At 42.9% G+C, this 20,254-nt stretch carries 14 protein-coding genes; all 14 read right to left on the bottom strand.

Annotation, left to right across the window (positions count from 1 at the left end; genetic code table 11):
• Positions 1–58: 58 nt before the first annotated feature.
• Positions 59–571, bottom strand: coding sequence for a dihydrofolate reductase (locus tag ACOXXR_RS04600; RefSeq protein ID WP_270285406.1), 513 nt, complete (start codon positions 569–571; stop codon positions 59–61).
• A gap of 149 nt (positions 572–720) precedes the next feature.
• Positions 721–7,695, bottom strand: a complete 6,975-nt coding sequence (locus ACOXXR_RS04595) for a CshA/CshB family fibrillar adhesin-related protein (RefSeq protein WP_445278854.1) — start codon at positions 7,693–7,695, stop codon at positions 721–723.
• Positions 7,662–8,036 (bottom strand): YSIRK-type signal peptide-containing protein, encoded by a 375-nt coding sequence (locus tag ACOXXR_RS04590; RefSeq protein ID WP_445278853.1) that lies wholly within the window; start codon positions 8,034–8,036, stop codon positions 7,662–7,664. Before ACOXXR_RS04590 ends, ACOXXR_RS04595 begins: the two co-directional genes overlap by 34 nt.
• A gap of 240 nt (positions 8,037–8,276) precedes the next feature.
• Complete coding sequence (locus ACOXXR_RS04585) at positions 8,277–9,116, bottom strand: thymidylate synthase (protein ID WP_223356846.1); 840 nt, start codon at positions 9,114–9,116, stop codon at positions 8,277–8,279.
• A 365-nt stretch (positions 9,117–9,481) separates the two neighbouring features.
• Positions 9,482–10,441, bottom strand: a complete 960-nt coding sequence (locus ACOXXR_RS04580) for an ROK family glucokinase (RefSeq protein ID WP_293874632.1) — start codon at positions 10,439–10,441, stop codon at positions 9,482–9,484.
• A gap of 134 nt (positions 10,442–10,575) precedes the next feature.
• A complete protein-coding gene (locus tag ACOXXR_RS04575) occupies positions 10,576–11,106 on the bottom strand; it encodes a DUF308 domain-containing protein (protein WP_445278852.1) in 531 nt (176 codons plus the stop codon).
• Between the two features lie 10 nt (positions 11,107–11,116).
• Positions 11,117–12,988 carry an ABC-F family ATP-binding cassette domain-containing protein gene (locus ACOXXR_RS04570; RefSeq protein ID WP_445278851.1) on the bottom strand — a complete coding sequence of 624 codons (1,872 nt, stop codon included), beginning with the start codon at positions 12,986–12,988 and terminating at the stop codon, positions 11,117–11,119.
• Complete coding sequence (locus ACOXXR_RS04565) at positions 12,985–14,205, bottom strand: CCA tRNA nucleotidyltransferase (protein ID WP_445278850.1); 1,221 nt, start codon at positions 14,203–14,205, stop codon at positions 12,985–12,987. Before ACOXXR_RS04565 ends, ACOXXR_RS04570 begins: the two co-directional genes overlap by 4 nt.
• A complete protein-coding gene (gene dapB / locus ACOXXR_RS04560) occupies positions 14,202–14,969 on the bottom strand; it encodes a 4-hydroxy-tetrahydrodipicolinate reductase (RefSeq protein ID WP_445278849.1) in 768 nt (255 codons plus the stop codon). The genes ACOXXR_RS04565 and dapB overlap by 4 nt, the downstream gene beginning before the upstream one ends.
• A gap of 9 nt (positions 14,970–14,978) precedes the next feature.
• Positions 14,979–15,827 carry a DegV family protein gene (locus ACOXXR_RS04555; RefSeq protein WP_445278848.1) on the bottom strand — a complete coding sequence of 283 codons (849 nt, stop codon included), beginning with the start codon at positions 15,825–15,827 and terminating at the stop codon, positions 14,979–14,981.
• Between the two features lie 3 nt (positions 15,828–15,830).
• Complete coding sequence (locus ACOXXR_RS04550) at positions 15,831–16,205, bottom strand: DUF1149 family protein (RefSeq protein WP_006596301.1); 375 nt, start codon at positions 16,203–16,205, stop codon at positions 15,831–15,833.
• A gap of 141 nt (positions 16,206–16,346) precedes the next feature.
• Complete coding sequence (locus ACOXXR_RS04545; RefSeq protein ID WP_445278847.1) at positions 16,347–18,323, bottom strand: PTS fructose transporter subunit IIABC; 1,977 nt, start codon at positions 18,321–18,323, stop codon at positions 16,347–16,349.
• Positions 18,320–19,231: a 1-phosphofructokinase gene (gene pfkB, locus ACOXXR_RS04540; protein ID WP_445278846.1), complete on the bottom strand. Its 912-nt coding sequence runs from the start codon at positions 19,229–19,231 to the stop codon at positions 18,320–18,322. Before pfkB ends, ACOXXR_RS04545 begins: the two co-directional genes overlap by 4 nt.
• Positions 19,228–19,971 (bottom strand): DeoR/GlpR family DNA-binding transcription regulator, encoded by a 744-nt coding sequence (locus ACOXXR_RS04535; protein ID WP_445278845.1) that lies wholly within the window; start codon positions 19,969–19,971, stop codon positions 19,228–19,230. Before ACOXXR_RS04535 ends, pfkB begins: the two co-directional genes overlap by 4 nt.
• Between the last annotated feature and the right edge of the window lie 283 nt (positions 19,972–20,254).

The following is a 20,254-nucleotide window of genomic DNA, read 5'->3' as shown; positions in this document are numbered from 1 at the left end:
CTAGGCAAATCACGCATAAAACAGCTGTAAAAAAGCCAAAAATACTACGTTCCATGAACTAGTCTTCCTTTCTTTCAAAATGTCTAATGGTAAAGTCGTAAGGGTTTTTTTCATCTTTTTCAATTGTCCGCTCGTCTAGTAAGCGAAACTGATCCCACTGGAAGTCTTCTGGGAAGTAAGTATCACCTTCCAATTCGGCATCGATGACAGTCTGATAGAGCTCCTCTAGATGAGGCGCGAAAAGACGAATGACCTTCTCACCACCGATAATAAAGAGCGACAAATCCTGATCCTTATACCAGTTTAAAACGTCCTCAACTGAGGTTTTTAACAAAACTTTTTCATTCTCTACATCATATTTGTCATCTCTAGAGAGAATGATATTGGTCCGATTTGGGAGGACCCGTTTGTTTAAACCTTCGTAGGTAACTCTTCCCATGAGAATCGCATGGCCTGTAGTCGTTTGTTTAAAGTGCTGCAATTCAGCTGGTAAATGCCAAGGCATCACCTGGTCCTTGCCGATTACCCCATTCTTTGTCTGAGCCCAAATGCCAATTACTTTCTTACTCATTTTTACATCCTTTACACTGATACTTCTATTTTATCAAATTTTTCAAGAAAAGACTGTTTCCAACTATTGCTTCCTTGAGCAAAACTTCTTATTTTTTCCGTCAAAAAAACCGCGATTTCTCGCGGTTTTAATGAGGCAAATCCTAGATCTTAGTCTTCTTTTTTGCGTTTAGCAAGTCCGAATAATGAGAGACCTGTCAAGGCGCTAAGAATAGCAAGACCAGTTTTAGAAGTTTCCTCAGTACCAGTTTCAGGAAGAACTGCTGTTTCATCAGATGGATTGATAAATTTAGTTTCCTTAGTTTCTGGAACTGGTTTTGGATCTGGAGTTGGAACTGGATCTGGAGTCGGTGTTGGTGTAGGAACCGGAGTTGGTGTTGGTGTTGGAGTTGGTGTAGGAGTCGGTGTTGGTGTTGGTGTCACCGTCTTCTTGTAAATGTGTTGAGTATTACCGTTCTCATCTACAATTGTCTTAACAAACTCGTAACCTGGAATATCTTTCTTCGGTTGCTCACCATCTTCTGTTGGATAACCAGGAATTGGTTTTCCATTTTCATCTACGTGTGAAGTTGTAACTTTCTCGTAGACGTGCTCTGTATCACCATTAGGTAATTTCTTGGTTTCAACGAAACGGTAACCTGGAATTTCAGCTTTTGGCTCTTCTCCATCAACTGTAGGATATCCTGGGATTTCCTTACCTTCTTTATCAACAAACTTAGTGATTGGAAGAACAGTCGGTGTATAAGTTGCAGAAGCTTTTGTTCCGTTCACATCTTCACGAACTACTGTCACTGCTGGTGCAGTACCAGTAAATTCAGGTTCTGGAGTGAAAGTTACAGTTCCGTCTGCTGCTACTGTGTAAGTACCAACACCTGGAATCGTCTTCGTAGTTGAGCCATCTTCAAAGGTTGCTGGAACTTCGTCGTTCATTGGTACACGGCTGTCACCTTCGGTGAAGCTTGGTTTACCTGTTTGAGTAGCACCCTTCTTACCAATTGAAGTAACTGGTTCTCCTGTTGGTGCAACTGGAGTCACAGTTGGTGTGTACTTAGCTTTCACAACTGTACCATTCTTATCTTGGCGTTGAACCACGATTCCTGATGCAGTTCCAACAAATGATTTCTCTGGTACGAAGGTTACAGTTCCATCTGGAGCAACTGTGTAAGTTCCTTCTCCTGGAACAACCTTAGTAGTTGAGCCATCAACAAATGTTGCAGGTACATCATCGTCCATTGGTACTGCAGGATTTCCTTCAGTGAAGCTTGGTTTGCCTGTTTGAGTAGCACCTTGAATATCAGTTGATGTAGCTGGTTCTGCTGTTGGAACTACCGGAGTGATGAATGGTGTGTACGTTGTACGTGCAAAGGTACCATTTGCATCTTCCATTGAAACACCTACAGGAAGAACTTCACCTGAGTAAGCTTTGTTAGTTGGGGTGAAGATCACTTCGCCTTTCTCTTTATCAACTGTGAATTTACCGATGATATCGCCATTAGGTGCGAAGGCATCCAATTGGTCAGCTGGGTTACCAGAATCATCGTAAAGTCTCAAGGTTGAAGGGCTCATAGGAGCAATTGGATCCCCTTCAGTGAAGGTTGGTTTGCCTGTTTGAACAATTCCTTGAGGAGCTTTTGATGTAGCTGGTTCTGCTGTTGGAGTAACTGGTGTTACAGTTGGTGTGTAGGTTGCAGAAGCTTTTGTTCCGTTCATATCTTCACGAACAACTGTTACTGCTGGTGCTTCACCTACAAAGCGTGGATCTGGTGTGAAGGTTACAGTACCATCAGCTGCTACTGTGTAAATACCAACACCAAGAATTTCTTTCTTAGTTGAACCATCTTCAAAGGTTGCTGGAACTTCGTCGTTCAAAGGAACATTTTCATGACCAGCTGTGAAGGTTGGTTTACCTGTTTGGGTTTGACCTTGCTTGTCAGTTGAAGTTGCTGGCTCAGCAGTTGGGGTTACTGGTGTTACAGTTGGTGTGTAAGTTGCAGTAACTGGAGTACCGTTCTTATCAACACGTTTCACTGTTACCCCTGTACCTGTTCCAGTGAATGATTTTTCTGGTACGAAGGTTACAGTTCCGTCTGGAGCTACTGTGTAAGTTCCTTCTCCTGGAATTGTCTTCGTAGTTGATCCATCTTCAAAGGTTGCTGGAACTTCATCATCCATTGGAATTGCAGGGTTACCAGGTGTAAAGCTTGGTGTACCTGTTTGTGTTTTACCTTGGATGTCTGTAGATGTTGCAGGTTCAGCAGTTGGTACAACTGGAGTAATCTTAGGTGTGTATGTTGTTTCAGCTGGAGTGCCGTTTGCATCCTTGGCTTGAACCTTAACTGAAACTACATCCCCTGAGTATGACTTATCAGTTGGTGTGAAGGTTACAAGGCCTGTTTCTTTATCAACTGTGAAAGTACCGATTTCTTTACCTTCTGGTGATTTAGCAACTACAGATTCTGCTGGTTGACCATTTTCATCAAGAAGAGTAATGGTATCTTTGTCGATTGGTGCAACTGAGTCACCTTCGGTGAAGGTCACAGTTCCAGTTTGAACCACACCTTGAGGTGCTTCTGATTCAGCCGGAGTTGCTGTTGGTGTTACTGGAGTTACAGTTGGTGTGTACTTAGCTGTTACTGGTGTACCGTTCTTATCTACACGTTTAACAGTCACGCCTGTTCCTGTTCCTGTGAATGATTTTTCTGGTACGAAGGTTACTGTTCCGTCTGGAGCTACTGTGTAAGTTCCTTCTCCTGGAATTGTTTTCGTAGTTGAACCATCTTCAAAGGTTGCAGGTGTATCATCATCCATTGGGACGTTTTCGTTACCTGGTGTGAAGGTTGGTTTACCAGATTGTTCTTGACCTTGTTTATCAGTTGAAGTTGCATCTTCTGCTGTTGGTGTTACTGGAGTTACAGTTGGTGTGTAGGTTGCAGATGCTTTCGTTCCGTTCTTATCTTCGCGGACAACGGTTACTGCTGGTGCAGTTCCTACGAATGATTTTTCTGGTACAAATGTAACAGTACCGTCTGCTGCTACTGTGTATGTACCAACACCTTCTACTGTCTTAGTTGTTGAACCGTCGTCGAATGTTGCTGGAACATCTTCGTTGATTTCAACAGTCTTCTCAACACCATTAACCGTTACAGTTCCACCCTTGAATTCAGGTTTACCTTTTTGAGTAGCACCTTGGATGTCAGTTGTTTCAGCTGGTGTTGCTTCAGGTGTTACAGGTAATACTGTTGGTGTGTAGGTCGCTGAAGCTTTTGTTCCGTTCTTATCTTCGCGGACAACTGTCACGGCTGGTGCAGTTCCTACGAATGATTTTTCTGGTACAAATGTAACAGTACCGTCTGCTGCTACTGTGTATGTACCAACACCTTCAACGGTCTTAGTTGTTGATCCGTCGTCGAATGTTGCTGGAACATCTTCGTTGATTTCAACAGTTTTCTCAACACCATCAACCGTTACAGTTCCACCCTTGAATTCAGGTTTACCTGTTTGAGTAGCACCTTGGATGTCTTTGGTTTCAGCAGGTGTTGCTTCAGGTGTAACTGGCAATACTGTTGGTGTGTAGGTCGCTGAAGCTTTTGTTCCGTTCTTATCTTCGCGGACAACTGTCACAGCTGGTGCAGTTCCTACAAATGATTTTTCTGGTACAAATGTAACAGTACCGTCTGCTGCTACTGTGTATGTACCAACACCTTCTACTGTCTTAGTTGTTGAACCGTCATCGAATGTTGCTGGAACATCTTCGTTGATTTCAACAGTCTTTTCAACGCCATCAACCGTTACAGTTCCACCCTTGAATTCAGGTTTACCTGTTTGAGTAGAACCTTGAACATCTTTTGTTTCAGCTGGTGTTGCAGTTGGTGTTACTGGAACAATCTCTGGAGTGTAAGTTGTATCAACCTTGATTCCGTTTGAGCTTTCAGCTTGAACCTTAACAGGCGTTACTTTACCTGTGTAAGATTTATCAGTTGGTGTGAAGGTTACAGTACCAGTTGCTGGGTCGATCGTGAATGTACCGATTGGTGTTGTTCCATCTTCAGCGTAAGCCGTTGTAGTTGAAACTTCGTTACCGTCTTTATCCAAAAGTGTGTAGCTGTTATCTTTAATAGTAATTTTTTTGTCTTCACCATTTACAGAAACAGTTGTACCCGCAAAGGTTGGAGTACCTGTTTGAGTGGCACCTTGGATATCTTTAGATGTAGCTGGATCTGCTGTTGGTACAGCTGCTTTTACAGTAGGTGTGTAGCTTGCATCAGAAGTAATAGTTGCAGTTTTACCATTTGCATTGGTAACAGTCGCAGTTGCTTGGACTTTAACCCCTTTAGCAGTTCCGACAAAGTCTTTCTCAGGAGTGAAAGTTACTGCTCCTGTAGTAGGATCAATTAAGTATGTTCCTTCACCTTCTACTGTCACAGTTGTTTCATCAGTAGGCTGACCAGTCGCTGGATCCACCAATTTCTTGCTTGTAATTTTTGCAGTCTTGTCACTACTCAAATCAAAAGTTGGTGTTTGTGTTTGAGGAACGTTTTGAACATCCGCAGAAACCTTATCTGTAGGAGTCACTGTGATAGGTGTTACAGTTGGTGTGTACTTAGCTGTTGCTGTCTTGATGTAATCCTGTTGGATCTTACCATCTTTGTTTCTACCAACTGGCGCTGACAATGTAACTTCCACACCTTTTGCTGTACCAGTAAAGCTTGGATCTGGAGTGAAGGTTACTTCACCCGTTGAAGGATTAATCGTATAAGTTCCTTCCCCTTCAACTGTTACAGATGGCGCATCAGTAGTGAGACCTGTGGCAGGATCCACCAACTTAGCAGGATATTCTGCACTTGGAGTGATTGAAATCTTGTCACCATTTGAGTTAGTCTCAGTTGTGTTAAAGGTCGGAGTTTCTTTTTGAGTCGCCCCTTGAACATCCGTCGAAGTTTTGTCTACTCCTTCGATTTCAATTGGAGTGACTGTTGGAACGTATTGACCATCCATGGTATTCAACTGACCATTAATGTTTGGTTCTTGATCTGGGAATTTTGTTGACCAACCAGTATCATAACCGTTGTTATCTGAACGACGGATAGAAATACCATCAGCTGTTCCAAGGAAGTTATCTTCTGGGATAAATTCAACGTCTACGTCCTTACCGTTGGCAGTAATCTTGTACTTACCTTGTCCTGGAACGACATAGTAACCGTCCGCATCAAGAGTTGCACGGTTGCCATCTTTATCAACGATGTATGGTTCTACCGTTTCGTCAATAACGGCACTAGAATTAAGCTCATACTTGTGTTCTCCACGTGCTGTAAAGGTTACAGTTGCAGTTTGCTTCGCCCCTTGAGGACCACTTGTTTCCTTGAATTCCCCTTTTGGTGGGTGCGTAATTTGAGTTCTGAAGTCTTCCACTTCCCCTGAGAAGGCCATACCAGTTGGGCTCTCAATCTCGGTAGCTTTCTTGGCAATACGAACACGAGCACCTAGTTCTTTAACGCTAGGGTCGATATAAGTCTTGCTATTTGCAAAGGTCAACTCAACAGTACCATCTTTGGTAATGGTTGCTAGATTCGAACGCTCATCTTCATCAAAGGTTCCATTTTGGTTAAAGTCTATCCAACCGTAGATATAAGCTTCTGAAGCTCCATCTGTATGGGCTTCTATTGACAGCTTGTAGTTACCTGGGCGTGTACGATCCATCTTGATCATCTCATTGGTTGTACCTTTAAGCTCATCTGGAAGCAATTGGTCAATTCCTTCATCGGCCGTAGTTGCCTTATCATCACCGAACCAGTCGAGAGTCGTATTCTCATCCATATCTGGGCTCACATTACCAAGATACGGTTGATTTACTTTAGCGCCAGTAACACCGTCTACAGTTGCAATGGTATGCATAGCTTTGCCGTATGACTCAGGAGCATCTCCTTCATCAATTGGGAAGAATCCAAGCATAGCTGATTGTTTACCGCCAGAAGCGATGTAAAGTCCAACTTCAGAGGCACCACGTGTCATCACGAGTGGAACAGTATAATTACCTGCAGAAATGTTTGGTCCAAAGATACCAGTTCCTAGACCACCAGTTACTTGGTCAGGATTTCCGAAATATTTCCAAGCTACTGGTTTCTTTTCTGGTCCAACTTGATCAGAATCACGAAGTTGTCTTAGGTTAATGTTATTATATTTAGGTTTAGGCCCCAAAAGGTTATCTGTATCTTGCGGAACGTAAGTTTCAGAGGTGGCTGGTCTGTTAAACTTCTTCCATTCCCCAATGTGCTGCCAACCTTCACCATTGGTAGTAAACATAACAAATTCACCAGGGTTAGCAGATTCGCCATCAGCCATGACAATAGCTGGCTTCACTGCCTTGCCACGGAAGGTTGCAGAGATTTCAAATTGAACCCCAATATTCCCACCATTATATGCAGAACCCATGGTCGTCTTCTTGTTTTTGGTATCAACGTTTTCTAGTTTGATTTCAGTCCAACGGTTTTGAGCATCAGCGATAACGTCGGCTTCTTTGCCATCATTAAAATATTGCTTAGCAATTGGTGAAGTAACTTTACTTACATAGCCATTTTTAGCATTTGGGTCATAAGTTGCTTTTTCGGCTTCTGTAGCCCCTTGCTCTTCCATCCGTTTTTTATAGAGTTCAGTTGCTTGGAATGGTTTCAAAGATTTAACTTTTACAGTGACTACATAGCCAGGCATGATTTCCTTGGTATAAGTAGCCCCAACTTGAAGCGCTAAGCTCTCTTCTAACTCATTTGGCTTCAATTCATTTTTAGCGACCTGGATTGTTTTTGCCCCTGTCCAGTTGGCTACATCTCCAAAGTCCAACCAAGCGATTTGGCTAGTCATAGATTTGGCATCAACATCTGTTGTAAAGCCAGGTTTTTCAACTTTCGGAGTTGAAGTTGCGTCTTCAACGTCATCCCCGATCAAGCTTTCGTCATTAGGATCACCGATTGCACGGCGAGTACGACGGCGAGAAGTGTTGGCTGTCTCTTCCGTTGCGACTGTATTGTTTGCTGTTACACCTTGTCCAGCTGAAAGAGTTGGTGTTTCTTTTTTATCTGCACTTGTTGAAGCTGCTTCTACTGCCTTGTTTTCTGGTGTAGCAGCTTCCAAGCTTGGTGTTTCGGAAGTAGTGCTGCAGTTGATGTTGCTGAAGCTGCTGTACTCGTGCTGCTTGCTTCACTAGTTGAAGCCGCTGTTGAAGTTACAGCTGGGCTTGCTTCATAAGTTGTTGCAGCTGTACTTGTTGTTTCAGCTGCTGAAGTAGCTGTTAAAGTTGCGGGCGCTTCTGATGTTGTTGCAACAGTTGCTGGGTTCTCTGCGTTTTCATCGGCTGCTACGCTAGAAGCTGTACCAACCATCACGAGTGTTCCTAAAAGGACAGAGCAAACTCCGACATTCAATTTACGAATCGAGAATCTGCTAATGCGATCATTAAATAAATCCTTGCCCATTATAATCCTCCATATTTATTTACAATTAATAAGCTAATTTATTGGCCTACATTTTAAACCTTAAATATTCTATCAGATTAATTTAAAATATCAAAACGAAATGTCTTGAAAAACAAGTCATTTTTTAAAAATTTGATGATATTACTAACCGGTAGGTTTAAAAAATAGGAAGTAGAATCCATTTTTATGAAAAAATCATAACTTTCTTCCTAATTATATGGTGTTTGCTAAGTAGCATTTCTAAATTGCCAAATCAAACTTCAACTGAGGTTTGACAGGATCATAGTCCTCCAGTACAAAATCCTCAGCTTTGATTCCGAAGAAATTAGTGCCATCTGGAACATTCAAGACCAAACGAGGCTGGCAATCAGAGGGCTCACGCCGGAGCAATTCCTCTGCCTGTTCGAATTGGTTATCATAGATGTGGAGATTGTTGATGAAGTAAAAGAACTTGCCAACCTTCCAGCCAAAGTGCTTGGCAATCATCATCTGAAGGGCCACATACTGCATGGCATTGATATGGTGCGCTACCAACATATCATTCGAACGTTGGGTCAGAGTTGCATCCAGATAGATTTCCCCATCAACACGCCGAACATCAAACATGGTTTGAAAAGCACAAGGCAGGAGCCCTTCTGACTCTTCAAAAGCTTGGTAATCCCAGAGGGAAATGATATTGCGACGATTCCAAGGATTGGCTTCCAGCTGTTTGAGAATCTTGTTGATGATGTCGTGCTTTTTAACAACAGCACCATAGCGCTCACCAATCGTTCCCGTGTCTCCCACTTCCCAATCATTCCAGTAGCGGACCTGGTACTTATCATTTAGGAGCTCCAAACTATTGGACTGATCCTGGTAGATCCAGAGCATTTCCTTGATGGCGGACTTTATGGCAATAGGACGAAGAGTCGTAATCGGGAACTCGCCCTTGGCCAAATCGAACTCCATAAAAGCCCCAGTGATGTACTTGGAGTTGGCGGTTGTGCCATCCTTGTACTTAGGGCGAGCTTGCTCAGACCAGACGCCTTCTTCCATAATTCTTCGAATATTTTCTTTAAAAAGGATATCTGCTTTTGTCATTCAATCTCCTTAAATACTGTAATACCTACATTATAACACAGTATAAATAAAAAGGAAGTGGTAAAGAACTTCTTACTATAAATAGAGTTGAAAAGGTTCCCCAAACCTTTTCAATCTTCCAACCCCCGTATAGCTCCAACAGTCTGGGAGACTGTTGGAGGTTGCGGATAAAGGAAACATTGTTTCCGTCATCAAAGCTCATCTTTGAAGCTTAAAAAGCGTACAAAGACTTAGGACACTTGCTTCGCAAGTTCAATCCGCCACCTCAAAGCAGTGCTTTGAGCAATCAACCACTGCGTCTTGCTGCTATTACTATCAAACATCAAAGGCTGGACATTTTTTGCCCAGCCTCTTTCAAATAAATTCTATTGTAGGACAAGTGATGCAGCACCAATCACACCTGCATCATTTCCAAGATTAGCAAGCACCAGTTGGGTTGAGGTCCGAACTTGTGGGAAGGTATTTTCATCAAAGACTTTTTGAACCCCATCCAAGAGGAATTGACCGGCTGCTGATACACCACCACCAATGACAATGTTGGCTGGGTTCAAAACACTAGCGATGTTGGCACAAGCAATACCCAAGTATTGAGAGAAATGACGGTAGACAATCAAGGCCAACTCATCCCCTTCTTTAGCCAAATCAAAGACAGTCTTAGCCGTGACATCTTCTCCATCGTCAATCAAGCGTTTCAACTCTGCATCTCCTGCATATTCATCTGCATAGCGACGAGTCAAATTGACAATACCAGTCGCTGAAGCAACTGTTTCCAAGCAACCTTTCTTACCACAGGTACAATCAAAAGGACGATCAAAGTCTACTGTGATATGGCCAAGCTCACCAGCTACACCACCAGCACCGTGCAAAAGTTTTCCTTCTGCTACGATACCGCCACCAACACCAGTTCCAAGTGTCATGAAGACGACATCTGGTTGATTTTCACCAGCACCTTTCCAGCGTTCCCCAAGGGCAGCTACGTTGGCATCATTATCGATGAAGAAAGGAATTCCCAAGGCAGATTCAATATCTTTCTTGATGGGTTGTACAGTTTTCCAGTTAAGGTTGTAAGCTCCAACGACAGTTCCTTCGAAGCGATCCACTGCACCAGGAGATCCCATACCAATTCCAATAAAATCTTCTGCGGATAAGTTTAACAACTCCAAGTGGTGTTGAATGGAAGCGATGATATCAGGAACGATGTGGCTTCCTTCGTCAAGGATGTTGGTCTTGATAGACCACTTCTCTTGAATCTCTCCTTCTTGCGTCAAAATGGCAAATTTAACAGATGTTCCACCTAAGTCAATACCAATAATTTTTTTGGACATTTTATACTCCTTTGTTCCTATTCTCTTGACACTAGTATACCAAAATGTGAAAAGGGTTTCAATTGTTTTTCAAGAATTCTCTCAATTTCATTTGCAAAAAAAGAACCTGTCTGCAAAAACACAGACAGATTTCTTTACTCTTCGTTATGAAGTTTTAAAAAGAGCCTCAAGGATTGAACGCCAATTATGAAGAAGAACAATCCCAAAATATGTAACAAGAAGACACTAATAGATAGAGGACTAACAATGAGAAACAGTCCTGTAAACAGTTGAATAAGCCCCCAAAAAGTAAACTTCTTGGATAATTCTTCAGATCGTTTGGAAAGATAGTGAGCCTTACGCAAACTCAAAGCAGACTTATATAAGAGCCAAATTCCAAGTGTAATCGGAAAGACAATCGGCAAGGTCTTGTAGCCATATAGTAAGAGATACACTGCAAAGACTAGCGAGACCACGCTTTGAAATAAATAGGGATCCGACAAGGTCGCTTGGGTCCGTAGACGGTAGTAACGTGATAAGCGCGAAACTGAAATCAAGAAAAAGCCCAGAGAAATCAACCAACTAAAGGTGGCAATTTTTCCGATTGGATTCACAAAGAGAATAAAACCAATGCCACAAAATAAAAATGATGACAATAACAGACTGTATTTGCTAATATGATGCATTCTTCCTCCTTTAGTTTTCTGCCAACTCACTCAAGTGCTCATACCGTTCATACTTGGCTAAGAGCCGCTCGTTTTCTTCATCCATCTGACGTTGGAGACTGGCCAACTTACCGAAGTCAGAACCATTCTCATTCATCTCAGTCTCGATGGTTGCGATTTTGTTTTCAATCTCTTCAATCTCACTCTCAATGGTCGCCCACTCCTGCTTTTCCTGGTAGCTCATCCGTTTCTTTTCTTCCCGGACTTTGACTACCTTTTCTTTTTCAGGTTTGCTACTTTCGACAACCATTTCTAGCTCAAACTTTTTCTCATCTAAGTAATCCGTATAATTTCCAAAGAATTCGCGGATGCCACCATTTTCAAAAGCTAAAATTTTTGAAGCAACCTTATCTAGAAAATAACGATCGTGGCTAACGGTGATGACTGGCCCACCAAAGCCTTGTAGGAAGTTCTCTAACACTGTCAAGGTCGCGATATCCAAATCATTGGTCGGTTCGTCCAAGAGTAAGACATTAGGTTTTTCGATGAGAAGTTTCAAGAGATAAAGACGCTTCTTCTCCCCACCAGAAAGTTTCTCAATCAAGGTACCATGGGTCGAACGCGGAAAGAGAAATTGTTCCAGCAACTCAGCAATCGATGTAGATCCTGCACTAGTCTTGACTTCTTCTGCTACTTCTTGTAGGAAGTTAATCATCCGCTTACTTTCATCTAAACCTTCGATCTGCTGCGAGAAGTAAGCAATTCGTACCGTTTCTCCGATAACGACCTTTCCAGCAGTCGGTTGGAGTTTCCCGGCAATCAGATTGAGCAGGGTCGATTTCCCAACACCATTATCACCTACAATTCCAATCCGATCCTTGTTTTGAACCAATAGGTTAAACTGCTGCAGAATCGGCCCTTGGTCATAGGCGAAATCGACATCTTGAAATTCAATGACTTTCTTACCGATCCGACTAGTTTCAAAGGACATTTCCAAATCTGTTTCTGTCGTCTGGTGGGATAGATCCTTCTTGAGGTCGTGGAAGCGATTGATCCGCGCCTGTTGCTTGGTAGCACGCGCCTGCGGTTGGCGACGCATCCAGGTCAGTTCTTGCTTATAGAGTTGTTGCTTCTTGTGAAGAAGAGCCGCATCCCGTTCGTCCTGCTCAGCTTTTAAGCGAACGTAATCCTGATAATTTCCTTGGTATTCGATTAGACCGCCACGATCCAATTCGAAAATACGAGTTGAAATATTATCCAAGAAATAACGGTCATGGGTGATGAAAAGTACGGTTTTCTTAGAGTTCTTCAAGAAGTTAGTCAACCATTCGATGGTATCAATATCCAAATGGTTGGTCGGCTCATCTAACAGCAACAAATCATGGTCTCCCAAGAGAACCTGTGCTAGCTGGACACGGCGTCGCAGTCCACCAGACAAACTCCCCACCTTAGCAGACAAATCCTGAATCCCCAGCTTGGTCAGGACTGTTTTGACTTGGCTTTCGATTTCCCAAGCATTGAGAGAGTCCATCTCCGCCATGACTTTTTCCAGTTTCGCTTGCTGACTCTCATCGTACTGGCTCGTCAACAACTCATATTGACGAATCAATTGGAGCTCTTTCACATCCTCTGACAAGACTGTATCAAGGACAGTTTTGATATCATCAAATTGAGGTTCTTGGGTCAGATAACCAATCTTATAGTCATTCTTTGCAGAAAAAGGGGAACGATCTCCGTCATAGCCTGCACGACCCGACAAAACATCTAAGAGAGTTGTTTTCCCTGTCCCATTGACCCCGATTAGTCCAATCCGATCCAGCTCATGAATGATAAAAGAAATATCTTTAAAGACCGTCTTATCCCCGACGGACTTGGTTAGTTTTTCAACAATAAAATCGCTCATGCTTCCCCCTTCTTGGCTTCAAGATAGCGGCTCAAAAAATCTCCAATCGCTTGTTTGTCGTTCCCTAATTCACCATCTACAATGGCCCATTCAATGGCAGAAAGCACTTGTCCCAGACCCGGACCTGGTTTTAAGCTGTATTCCTTCATCAACATCCCACCATTGACTACGATTTCGTGCTTATCATGAATAGCTAGAGAATCATACAATTCTTCGATAACTTGGAAATCTACGGGCAAGCCATGAGCCTGACGCAATTCTTCCGCTGACAAGAGAAGGCTACGGTCATAGCGATAGACATCCCGACGATTTAAACTATCCTTTTCACGCAAACGGTAGATTTCAACCAACTGCTCCACCTTCTTAGCGAAGTCACGAGAGGTTTTCCATTTCTTGAAAAAAGCAGAGAGCTTATTCTCATCTAGGGTCAAGAGTAAAGCAGCCCAAGCTTGCTCGGAACTCGTAAAGGTATAATCCATGGACAGCTGGAACAGTTTCTCTAGTGACGATTGGCTATTTTGTAAGAGAGGGAGGTACTGATAGCTTTGGCTAGCAATCACACCCTCTAAGCCCTTGCGCCAATAAGGAGCTAAGAGGAGCTTATCCAACTCAATAAAGACGCGTTCGACAGAGATTTTCTCCAACAAAGGAGCGCAATCTGTCATGGCCTTAAAGGTTGCTTCTTCTAGATCAAAACCAAGACTGGCCTGAAAGCGAAAACCACGCATGATCCGAAGAGCATCTTCGTTAAAGCGTTCTGTCGCTACACCAACAGCGCGCAAAATTCGGTTCTCCAAATCTTCCAGTCCATCAAAGAGGTCAATAATTTCCCCTTCTTCACTCAAGGCAAAGGCGTTGACGGTAAAATCGCGTCGCTTGAGATCTTCTTCTAAGGAACGGACAAAATTAACTGCACTGGGTCTTCGAAAGTCTACGTAGACATCCTCTGTCCGAAAGGTGGTAATTTCATATTCTTGATGATTCTCAAGAACCAGGACCGTCCCGTGTTCAATCCCGACATCAATGGTCCGCTCGAAAATAGCCTTGGTCTCTTCCGGGTAAGAGGAAGAAGCGATGTCTACATCGTGGATGGGACGACCTAAAATAGCATCCCGTACAGAGCCCCCGACGAAATAAGCTTCATATCCAGCTTTTCGAATCTTTTCTAATATTGGCAAAGCCTCCTGAAATTCAGAAGGCAGTTTTTTTAATCTCATAATAGATGTTCTAAACCATAGACAAGCTCATGACGCTTGACTACTTCTTTTACTCCTAGATTGACCCCTGTCATGAAGGACACCCGATCGTAGGAATCGTGGCGTAAGGTCAATCCTTCTCCTTGACTACCGAAAATCACTTCTTGATGGGCTACCAGACCAGGCAAACGAACCGAATGGATGTGCATGCCTTGGTAGTTGGCACCGCGAGCCCCTGGAAGACTCTCTTCTTCATCTGGCGCTCCCTGCTCTTGTGGTTGACGGACCTGACTGATCAGCTCAGCTGTCTTCACAGCAGTCCCACTCGGTGCATCCTTCTTCTTATCATGATGCAACTCGATAATCTCTACATTTGGGAAATACTTAGCTGCCTGCGCTGCAAATTGCACGAGCAAGACTGCACCAATAGCAAAGTTTGGCGCGATAAGGCCTCCAAGATTCTTCTCACGAGACAATTCAATCAAATTAGTGATTTCTTCTGTTGTAAATCCAGTTGTCCCAACCACAGGAGCTAGTCCATGCTCCAAAGCAAAGCGGGTATGTTCATACGCCACTTTAGGGATGGTGAAGTCAATCCACACATCCGCATCCAGCGACAAAACCCCTTCTTTGTCATGAAAGACCGGAACACCCGCCAGCTCGTTTTCAGAAGCATGGGGATCAATCAAGCCAACTAGTTCAAGCTCCGGGTCTTCTAACACCATGTGATAAGCCGCTTGGCCCATCTTCCCTTTAAAACCTGCAATCACTACTTTAATTGGCATGTTTTCTCCTTATACTTTCGGTACAAAACTGATAGCAACACTGTGATTTCCTAAGTGCGTACCAATGACACTGCCAAAGGTCGCAAATGGAATCTCACCAGCAAAACCGTCTTGATGAAGAATATCGCGAAGCGTTTCTGCTTTATCCAGTGCATTCCCATGAATGATAATGATCTGATAGTCTTTATCCGCAGTTCCTTCTTTGACAATCTCAGCTAAGCGTTTGATGGCTTTTTTCTCAGTCCGGACTTTCTCGTATACCTCGATCACACCTTCCTCGTTAAAATAGAGGATGGGCTTGATACTGAGGAGATTCCCTAGAATCGCCGCTCCATTGGAAAGACGACCCCCTTTGACCAAATGGTTGAGATCATCGACCATGATGTAGGCAGAAGTCCCATCGATTTGTGTCTGGATGTTGGCTAGAATTTCATCAAAAGAACGGCCTTCATCAGCCCATTTAACGGCTTCTTCAGCCATCCACCCAAGAGGGGCACTGGTAATCTTAGAATCTGGAAAAGCAATGGTCATGTTCGGAAACTCATCCTTCAAATACTGGATATTCTGATAAAATCCTGAAATGCCAGAAGATAAGAAAATCCCTAAAACATGGGTATAGCCTTTAGCCTCTAGTTGCGGTAAGAGTTCTTCTAATTCCGCGATACTAGGTTGGCTCGTTTTCGGAAGTTCAGACGAAGCTTCCATCTTTTGATAGAACTCTTTTGCCGTCAGATTTTTACCTTCTACGTAAGATACTCCATCAATGACAACTGGAATATCTAGGACAAATAAATTATCGTGTCCTCTTGATTCATCTGATAGATAGGCAGAAGAATCTGTGATGACTGCTAATTTCATGCATTAAAACTCCAAATTAATCCCTGGTAAATCAAGGGCGATTTCAGTTACCTCATAAGTCAAACGATTCAGCATATTCAAGCAAGGACGAGCTAATTCTTCCACTTCTTCTTTGCTGAATTCGCTTGGCTCGCTAACCAAACGATTGTGAATGTGGTTGATTTGGGTAATGGTCCCGCTGATGACAAAGCCATCAAAGACAATCATATAGGTCAAAATAACGATTAAAGAGGTTGTCTTTAACTCTGTATCGCGTTGAATCAATTGAAAGTTGACGTCTACTTTTGTCTCGGGAGTTCCATTTTCTTTTTCCCATTCAAAGTTACGAGCATCATAATGATACTGGCTGACGAATTCTTTTTCACGTTGGATATCCATACTTGTTCTCCTAAAAATAAGCGTTATGAAAATTATACCATAAATTAAATCAAGATTCTATTGCAGAACCATGTCTTTTCACACTGTTTTCTATCAAAGAAAGAAGAAAAAAGGTTGGGCATTCCCAACCTTTTAGCATGTTTAGTTTTTAGGTTTGCGAAGAAATCCAAACAAGATACCACTGACGACTGCACCGATCAATACGAACAAGATGTAAAGAAGTGGATTTGATGTAAGAGCGATAACGAAGATTCCTCCGTGAGGAGCCATGAGTTTCAAGCCTGCAAGGCCAACAAGAGCACCTGTCAATGCTGAACCTACGATGAAGCTAGGAATAGCACGAGCTGGGTCAGCCGCACCAAATGGAATGGCACCTTCTGTGATAAAGGAAAGTCCCATAACAATGTTAGTCAAACCAGAATCGCGTTCTTCTTTAGTAAATTTGTCTTTGAACAAGACAGTTGCTACAAAGACTGCCAATGGAGGAACCATACCAGCTGCCATAACTGCCGCCATAACAGTAGAACCACCACCAGAAAGAGCTGATGCTGTCAAAGTACCTGTACCAAATACATAAGCAGCTTTGTTAACTGGTCCACCCATATCGACAGCCATCATACCACCGACAAGAAGACCAAGAAGGACTGCTGAACTTCCTCCAAGATTTGTAAGGAAAGTATTCATTCCAGTGTTAATAGCTGACATTGGAATGTTCAATACAAACATAATTGCTGCGGTAAATCCAACACCAAGCAATGGCAAGAGTAGGATTGAACGGATACCGTCGAGTGTACGCGGAAGACCTGCAAGAACTTTACGAAGAACAAGAATCACTCCACCTGCAAGGAAACCACCAACCAAGGCTCCAAGGAAACCGGAACTTTGTGCGGCAGGAATAGTTGCTTTAGTAGCTCCGTATGCAACATTTCCAAAGGCTGCACCACTGTCAGCAATCGCTCCTGCTACAAAACCAGCTACCAAACCTGGTTTTTCTGCAATAGAGAATCCAATAAATCCTGCAAGAATTGGCAACATGAAACCAAAGGCAGCTTTACCAGCAGTCATGAAATAAGCAGCAGGTTGATTATAAGAACCAAGTTGTTTCAATGACTCTATATCAGTCGGCACACCCATAACTTGGTCAATCAAGAAGGCAAGGGCGATCAAGATACCACCACCGATAACGAATGGAAGCATTTGAGAAACCCCACTCATCAAGTGTTTGTAGAAGGCTCCACCCAAGCTTAATTTTTCTTGGCTAGCGCTAGCTTGTGCAGCATTTTCAGCGTGGAAGACTTCTGCTTTGCCATCCAAGATGGTTTGGATCAATTCTTCTGTCTGACGGATACCTGCTGCGACTGGTTTAGAGATCAATTTTTTGCCATCGAAACGAGCGGTTTCAACTGCTTTATCCGCTGCAATGATGACCCCTTCAGCTTTTGCGATTTCTTCAGCTGTCAAGCGATTGCCGACACCAGATGCACCGTTGGTTTCAACGCGGACCGTAACACCCATTTCTTCCCCTTTTTTGATGAGGGCTTCTTCTGCCATGTAAGTGTGGGCGATCCCTGTTGTACATGCTGTAACAGCAACGATGAGAGGTTTGTCAGACAAAGTTGCTTCTTTGACTGCTTCTGCTTTTTTCGCTTCTTCAACTGCAGCTTCTTGCTCTTCTGCATCAAAGGCAGCGATAACTTGATCAGGAGTGCTTGCTTGGCGAAGTTTGTCCGCAAATCCTGGTTTCATCAAGTACTTAGACAATTCAGCAAGGGCTGCCAAGTGAGTGTCATTTGCTCCTTCTGGTGCGGCGATCATGAAGAACAAGTCTGTTGGTTGTCCATCAAGCGATGCATAGTCCACACCCTTATTTGATTTTGCGAACAAGACTGTTGCTTCTTTGACAGCTTCGTTTTTGCTGTGAGGCATAGCAATTCCATCACCCAAACCAGTTGAAGTTTGTGCTTCGCGGTTCATGATTCCAGTTTTAAAAGTTTCAAAATCTGTCACCACACCATTGTCAACGAGTGATTGGACCATTTCATTGATCACACCCTCTTTATCTGTTGCCTGAAGGTCAAACAACATCACGTTTTTATTTAAAACGTCTTGAATTTTCATAGTTTTTCTACCTCTACTTTTTCATAAGTTTCTTTTATATAGTCAGCTGTCGCCAAATCATCTGAGAAGGTAGTCGCTGTTCCACAAGCCACGCCCCATTTGAAGGCTTCGATGACATTTCCTGTTGTTGCGAGCTTCCCAGTGAAGCCTGCTACCATGGAATCTCCAGCCCCGACAGAGTTCTTCACTTGACCTTTGATTGGTTTTGCAAAGTAAGTACCGCTTGGACTGACAAGGAGAGCACCATCACCCGCCATAGAAATAATGACGTTTTGTGCACCCTTGGCCAAGATTTCTTTGGCGTAGCGTTCAATTTCTGGCAATTCCGTCAAGGTAACGCCAAAAATAGCTCCCAACTCATGGTTGTTTGGTTTGACCAATTGGGGATTGAACTCCAAGGAATCAATCAAGGTTTGCCCTTCAAAGTCACAAACGACTTGCGCACCTGTCGCACGAGTTGCTGCAATCAATTGTTTGTAAACAGCATTCCCAAGTGAAGATGGGGCAGATCCTGCAAAGACTACCACATCATCTGCTGTTAAGCTCGATAAGATGTTGAGCAATTCTTGCAACTGAGCTTCCGTCACTTCTGGACCATTCCCATTGATCTCTGTTTCCTCATCGGCTTTGATCTTGACATTGATCCGTGTATCTTGGTCCACTGTCACAAAGTTGGTTGAAATAGCTTCGCTGGTCAGTACGTCTTCAATGAAGCGTCCTGTGAAACCACCGATAAATCCAGTCGCTGTGTTCTCGATATCGAGACGCTTTAAGACACGACTGACATTGATTCCTTTACCACCGGCGAATTTATCTTCCGAAGCCATCCGATTGACCGCCCCTGTCTCTACATGATCGAGACGGACGATGTAATCAATCGCTGGATTTAATGTAACTGTATAAATCAAACCTCAATAACCTCCGTTTTTTCTTTTAATTTAGAAAGGATTTCCGTATCTGAAGCATTGGTAATGATGGTTGCTTTCTTCACTGGAGCTACCTTAACAAAAGATGTCCGCCCAAGTTTTGACGAGTCTAGAAGAATGTAAGTATTCTTTGCATTCTCTAAAATGGCCCGTTTGACGGCCCCCTCTTCAAGATCCGGTGTGCTGTACGACTCTAGGTCGACGCCATTCATCCCAATAAAAGCTCGATCGAAACTTAACTGACCGATTTGATTCAAGGCCATCCCGCCGATGCTAGCGTCAGTCGAAGTTTTGACCATCCCCCCGATGATGACCGTCGGAATATCTCTCTCCACTAAACTCGCTGCATGGTGAATGGAATTGGTCACAACTGTAACGGTTGGATTAGCCAATTCATTAACTAATAATTCATTGGTAGTTCCCGCATCGATAAAGACAACTTCAAAATCTTTGATCAATTCAGCTGCTTTTTTTGCAATAGCAGTTTTTTCTTGCACGTTTTTGATTGCTTTATCTTTATTGCTTTCTTCTTCCTGCAAGGAATGAAGACTTTCAGCTCCACCGTGAATCCGTCTTAGTTTATTCTCAGCTTCTAATTCATCTAAATCGCGCCGAACCGTTGATTCTGAAGAGTTTAACTCTTGAACCAAATCTTCAATAGAGACGATTCGCTCTTTGATAACCTTTTCTAAAATGATATGTTTTCGTTCAGATTTTAACATATAACCTCCTTTCGGAAACGATTACAAGGACTATTATACTCTCTTATCTTTCAAAGTCAAGCACTAATTATCATTTTCTTTCACTTTCTATCAATTTCTTTAAAATCGTCCATCATTCTCTCTTTAAATCTAGCTACTTAACGCTTGAACAATTCCTCCATCCCCCCTTAAACTCTGCATCAGTTTCTGACAGAACAAAAAAGGTATCACTAGGATACCTTTGAATGGAGACAAACTATTATTATAAATAAAACAGCTAGTACTTTAAAAAAATGACTTATTG

The organism is Streptococcus sp. KHUD_013, from assembly GCF_052588545.1.
This window is presented reverse-complemented; position numbering and strand designations above follow the sequence as displayed.

Coding starts and splice junctions, on each gene's coding strand:
- ACOXXR_RS04600 (WP_270285406.1), bottom strand. CDS start 571: ATGAGTAAGAAAGTAATTGGCATTTGGGCTCAGACAAAGAATGGGGTA.
- ACOXXR_RS04590 (WP_445278853.1), bottom strand. CDS start 8,036: ATGGGCAAGGATTTATTTAATGATCGCATTAGCAGATTCTCGATTCGT.
- ACOXXR_RS04585 (WP_223356846.1), bottom strand. CDS start 9,116: ATGACAAAAGCAGATATCCTTTTTAAAGAAAATATTCGAAGAATTATG.
- ACOXXR_RS04580 (WP_293874632.1), bottom strand. CDS start 10,441: ATGTCCAAAAAAATTATTGGTATTGACTTAGGTGGAACATCTGTTAAA.
- ACOXXR_RS04575 (WP_445278852.1), bottom strand. CDS start 11,106: ATGCATCATATTAGCAAATACAGTCTGTTATTGTCATCATTTTTATTT.
- ACOXXR_RS04570 (WP_445278851.1), bottom strand. CDS start 12,988: ATGAGCGATTTTATTGTTGAAAAACTAACCAAGTCCGTCGGGGATAAG.
- ACOXXR_RS04565 (WP_445278850.1), bottom strand. CDS start 14,205: ATGAGATTAAAAAAACTGCCTTCTGAATTTCAGGAGGCTTTGCCAATA.
- dapB (WP_445278849.1), bottom strand. CDS start 14,969: ATGCCAATTAAAGTAGTGATTGCAGGTTTTAAAGGGAAGATGGGCCAA.
- ACOXXR_RS04555 (WP_445278848.1), bottom strand. CDS start 15,827: ATGAAATTAGCAGTCATCACAGATTCTTCTGCCTATCTATCAGATGAA.
- ACOXXR_RS04550 (WP_006596301.1), bottom strand. CDS start 16,205: ATGGATATCCAACGTGAAAAAGAATTCGTCAGCCAGTATCATTATGAT.
- ACOXXR_RS04545 (WP_445278847.1), bottom strand. CDS start 18,323: ATGAAAATTCAAGACGTTTTAAATAAAAACGTGATGTTGTTTGACCTT.
- ACOXXR_RS04535 (WP_445278845.1), bottom strand. CDS start 19,971: ATGTTAAAATCTGAACGAAAACATATCATTTTAGAAAAGGTTATCAAA.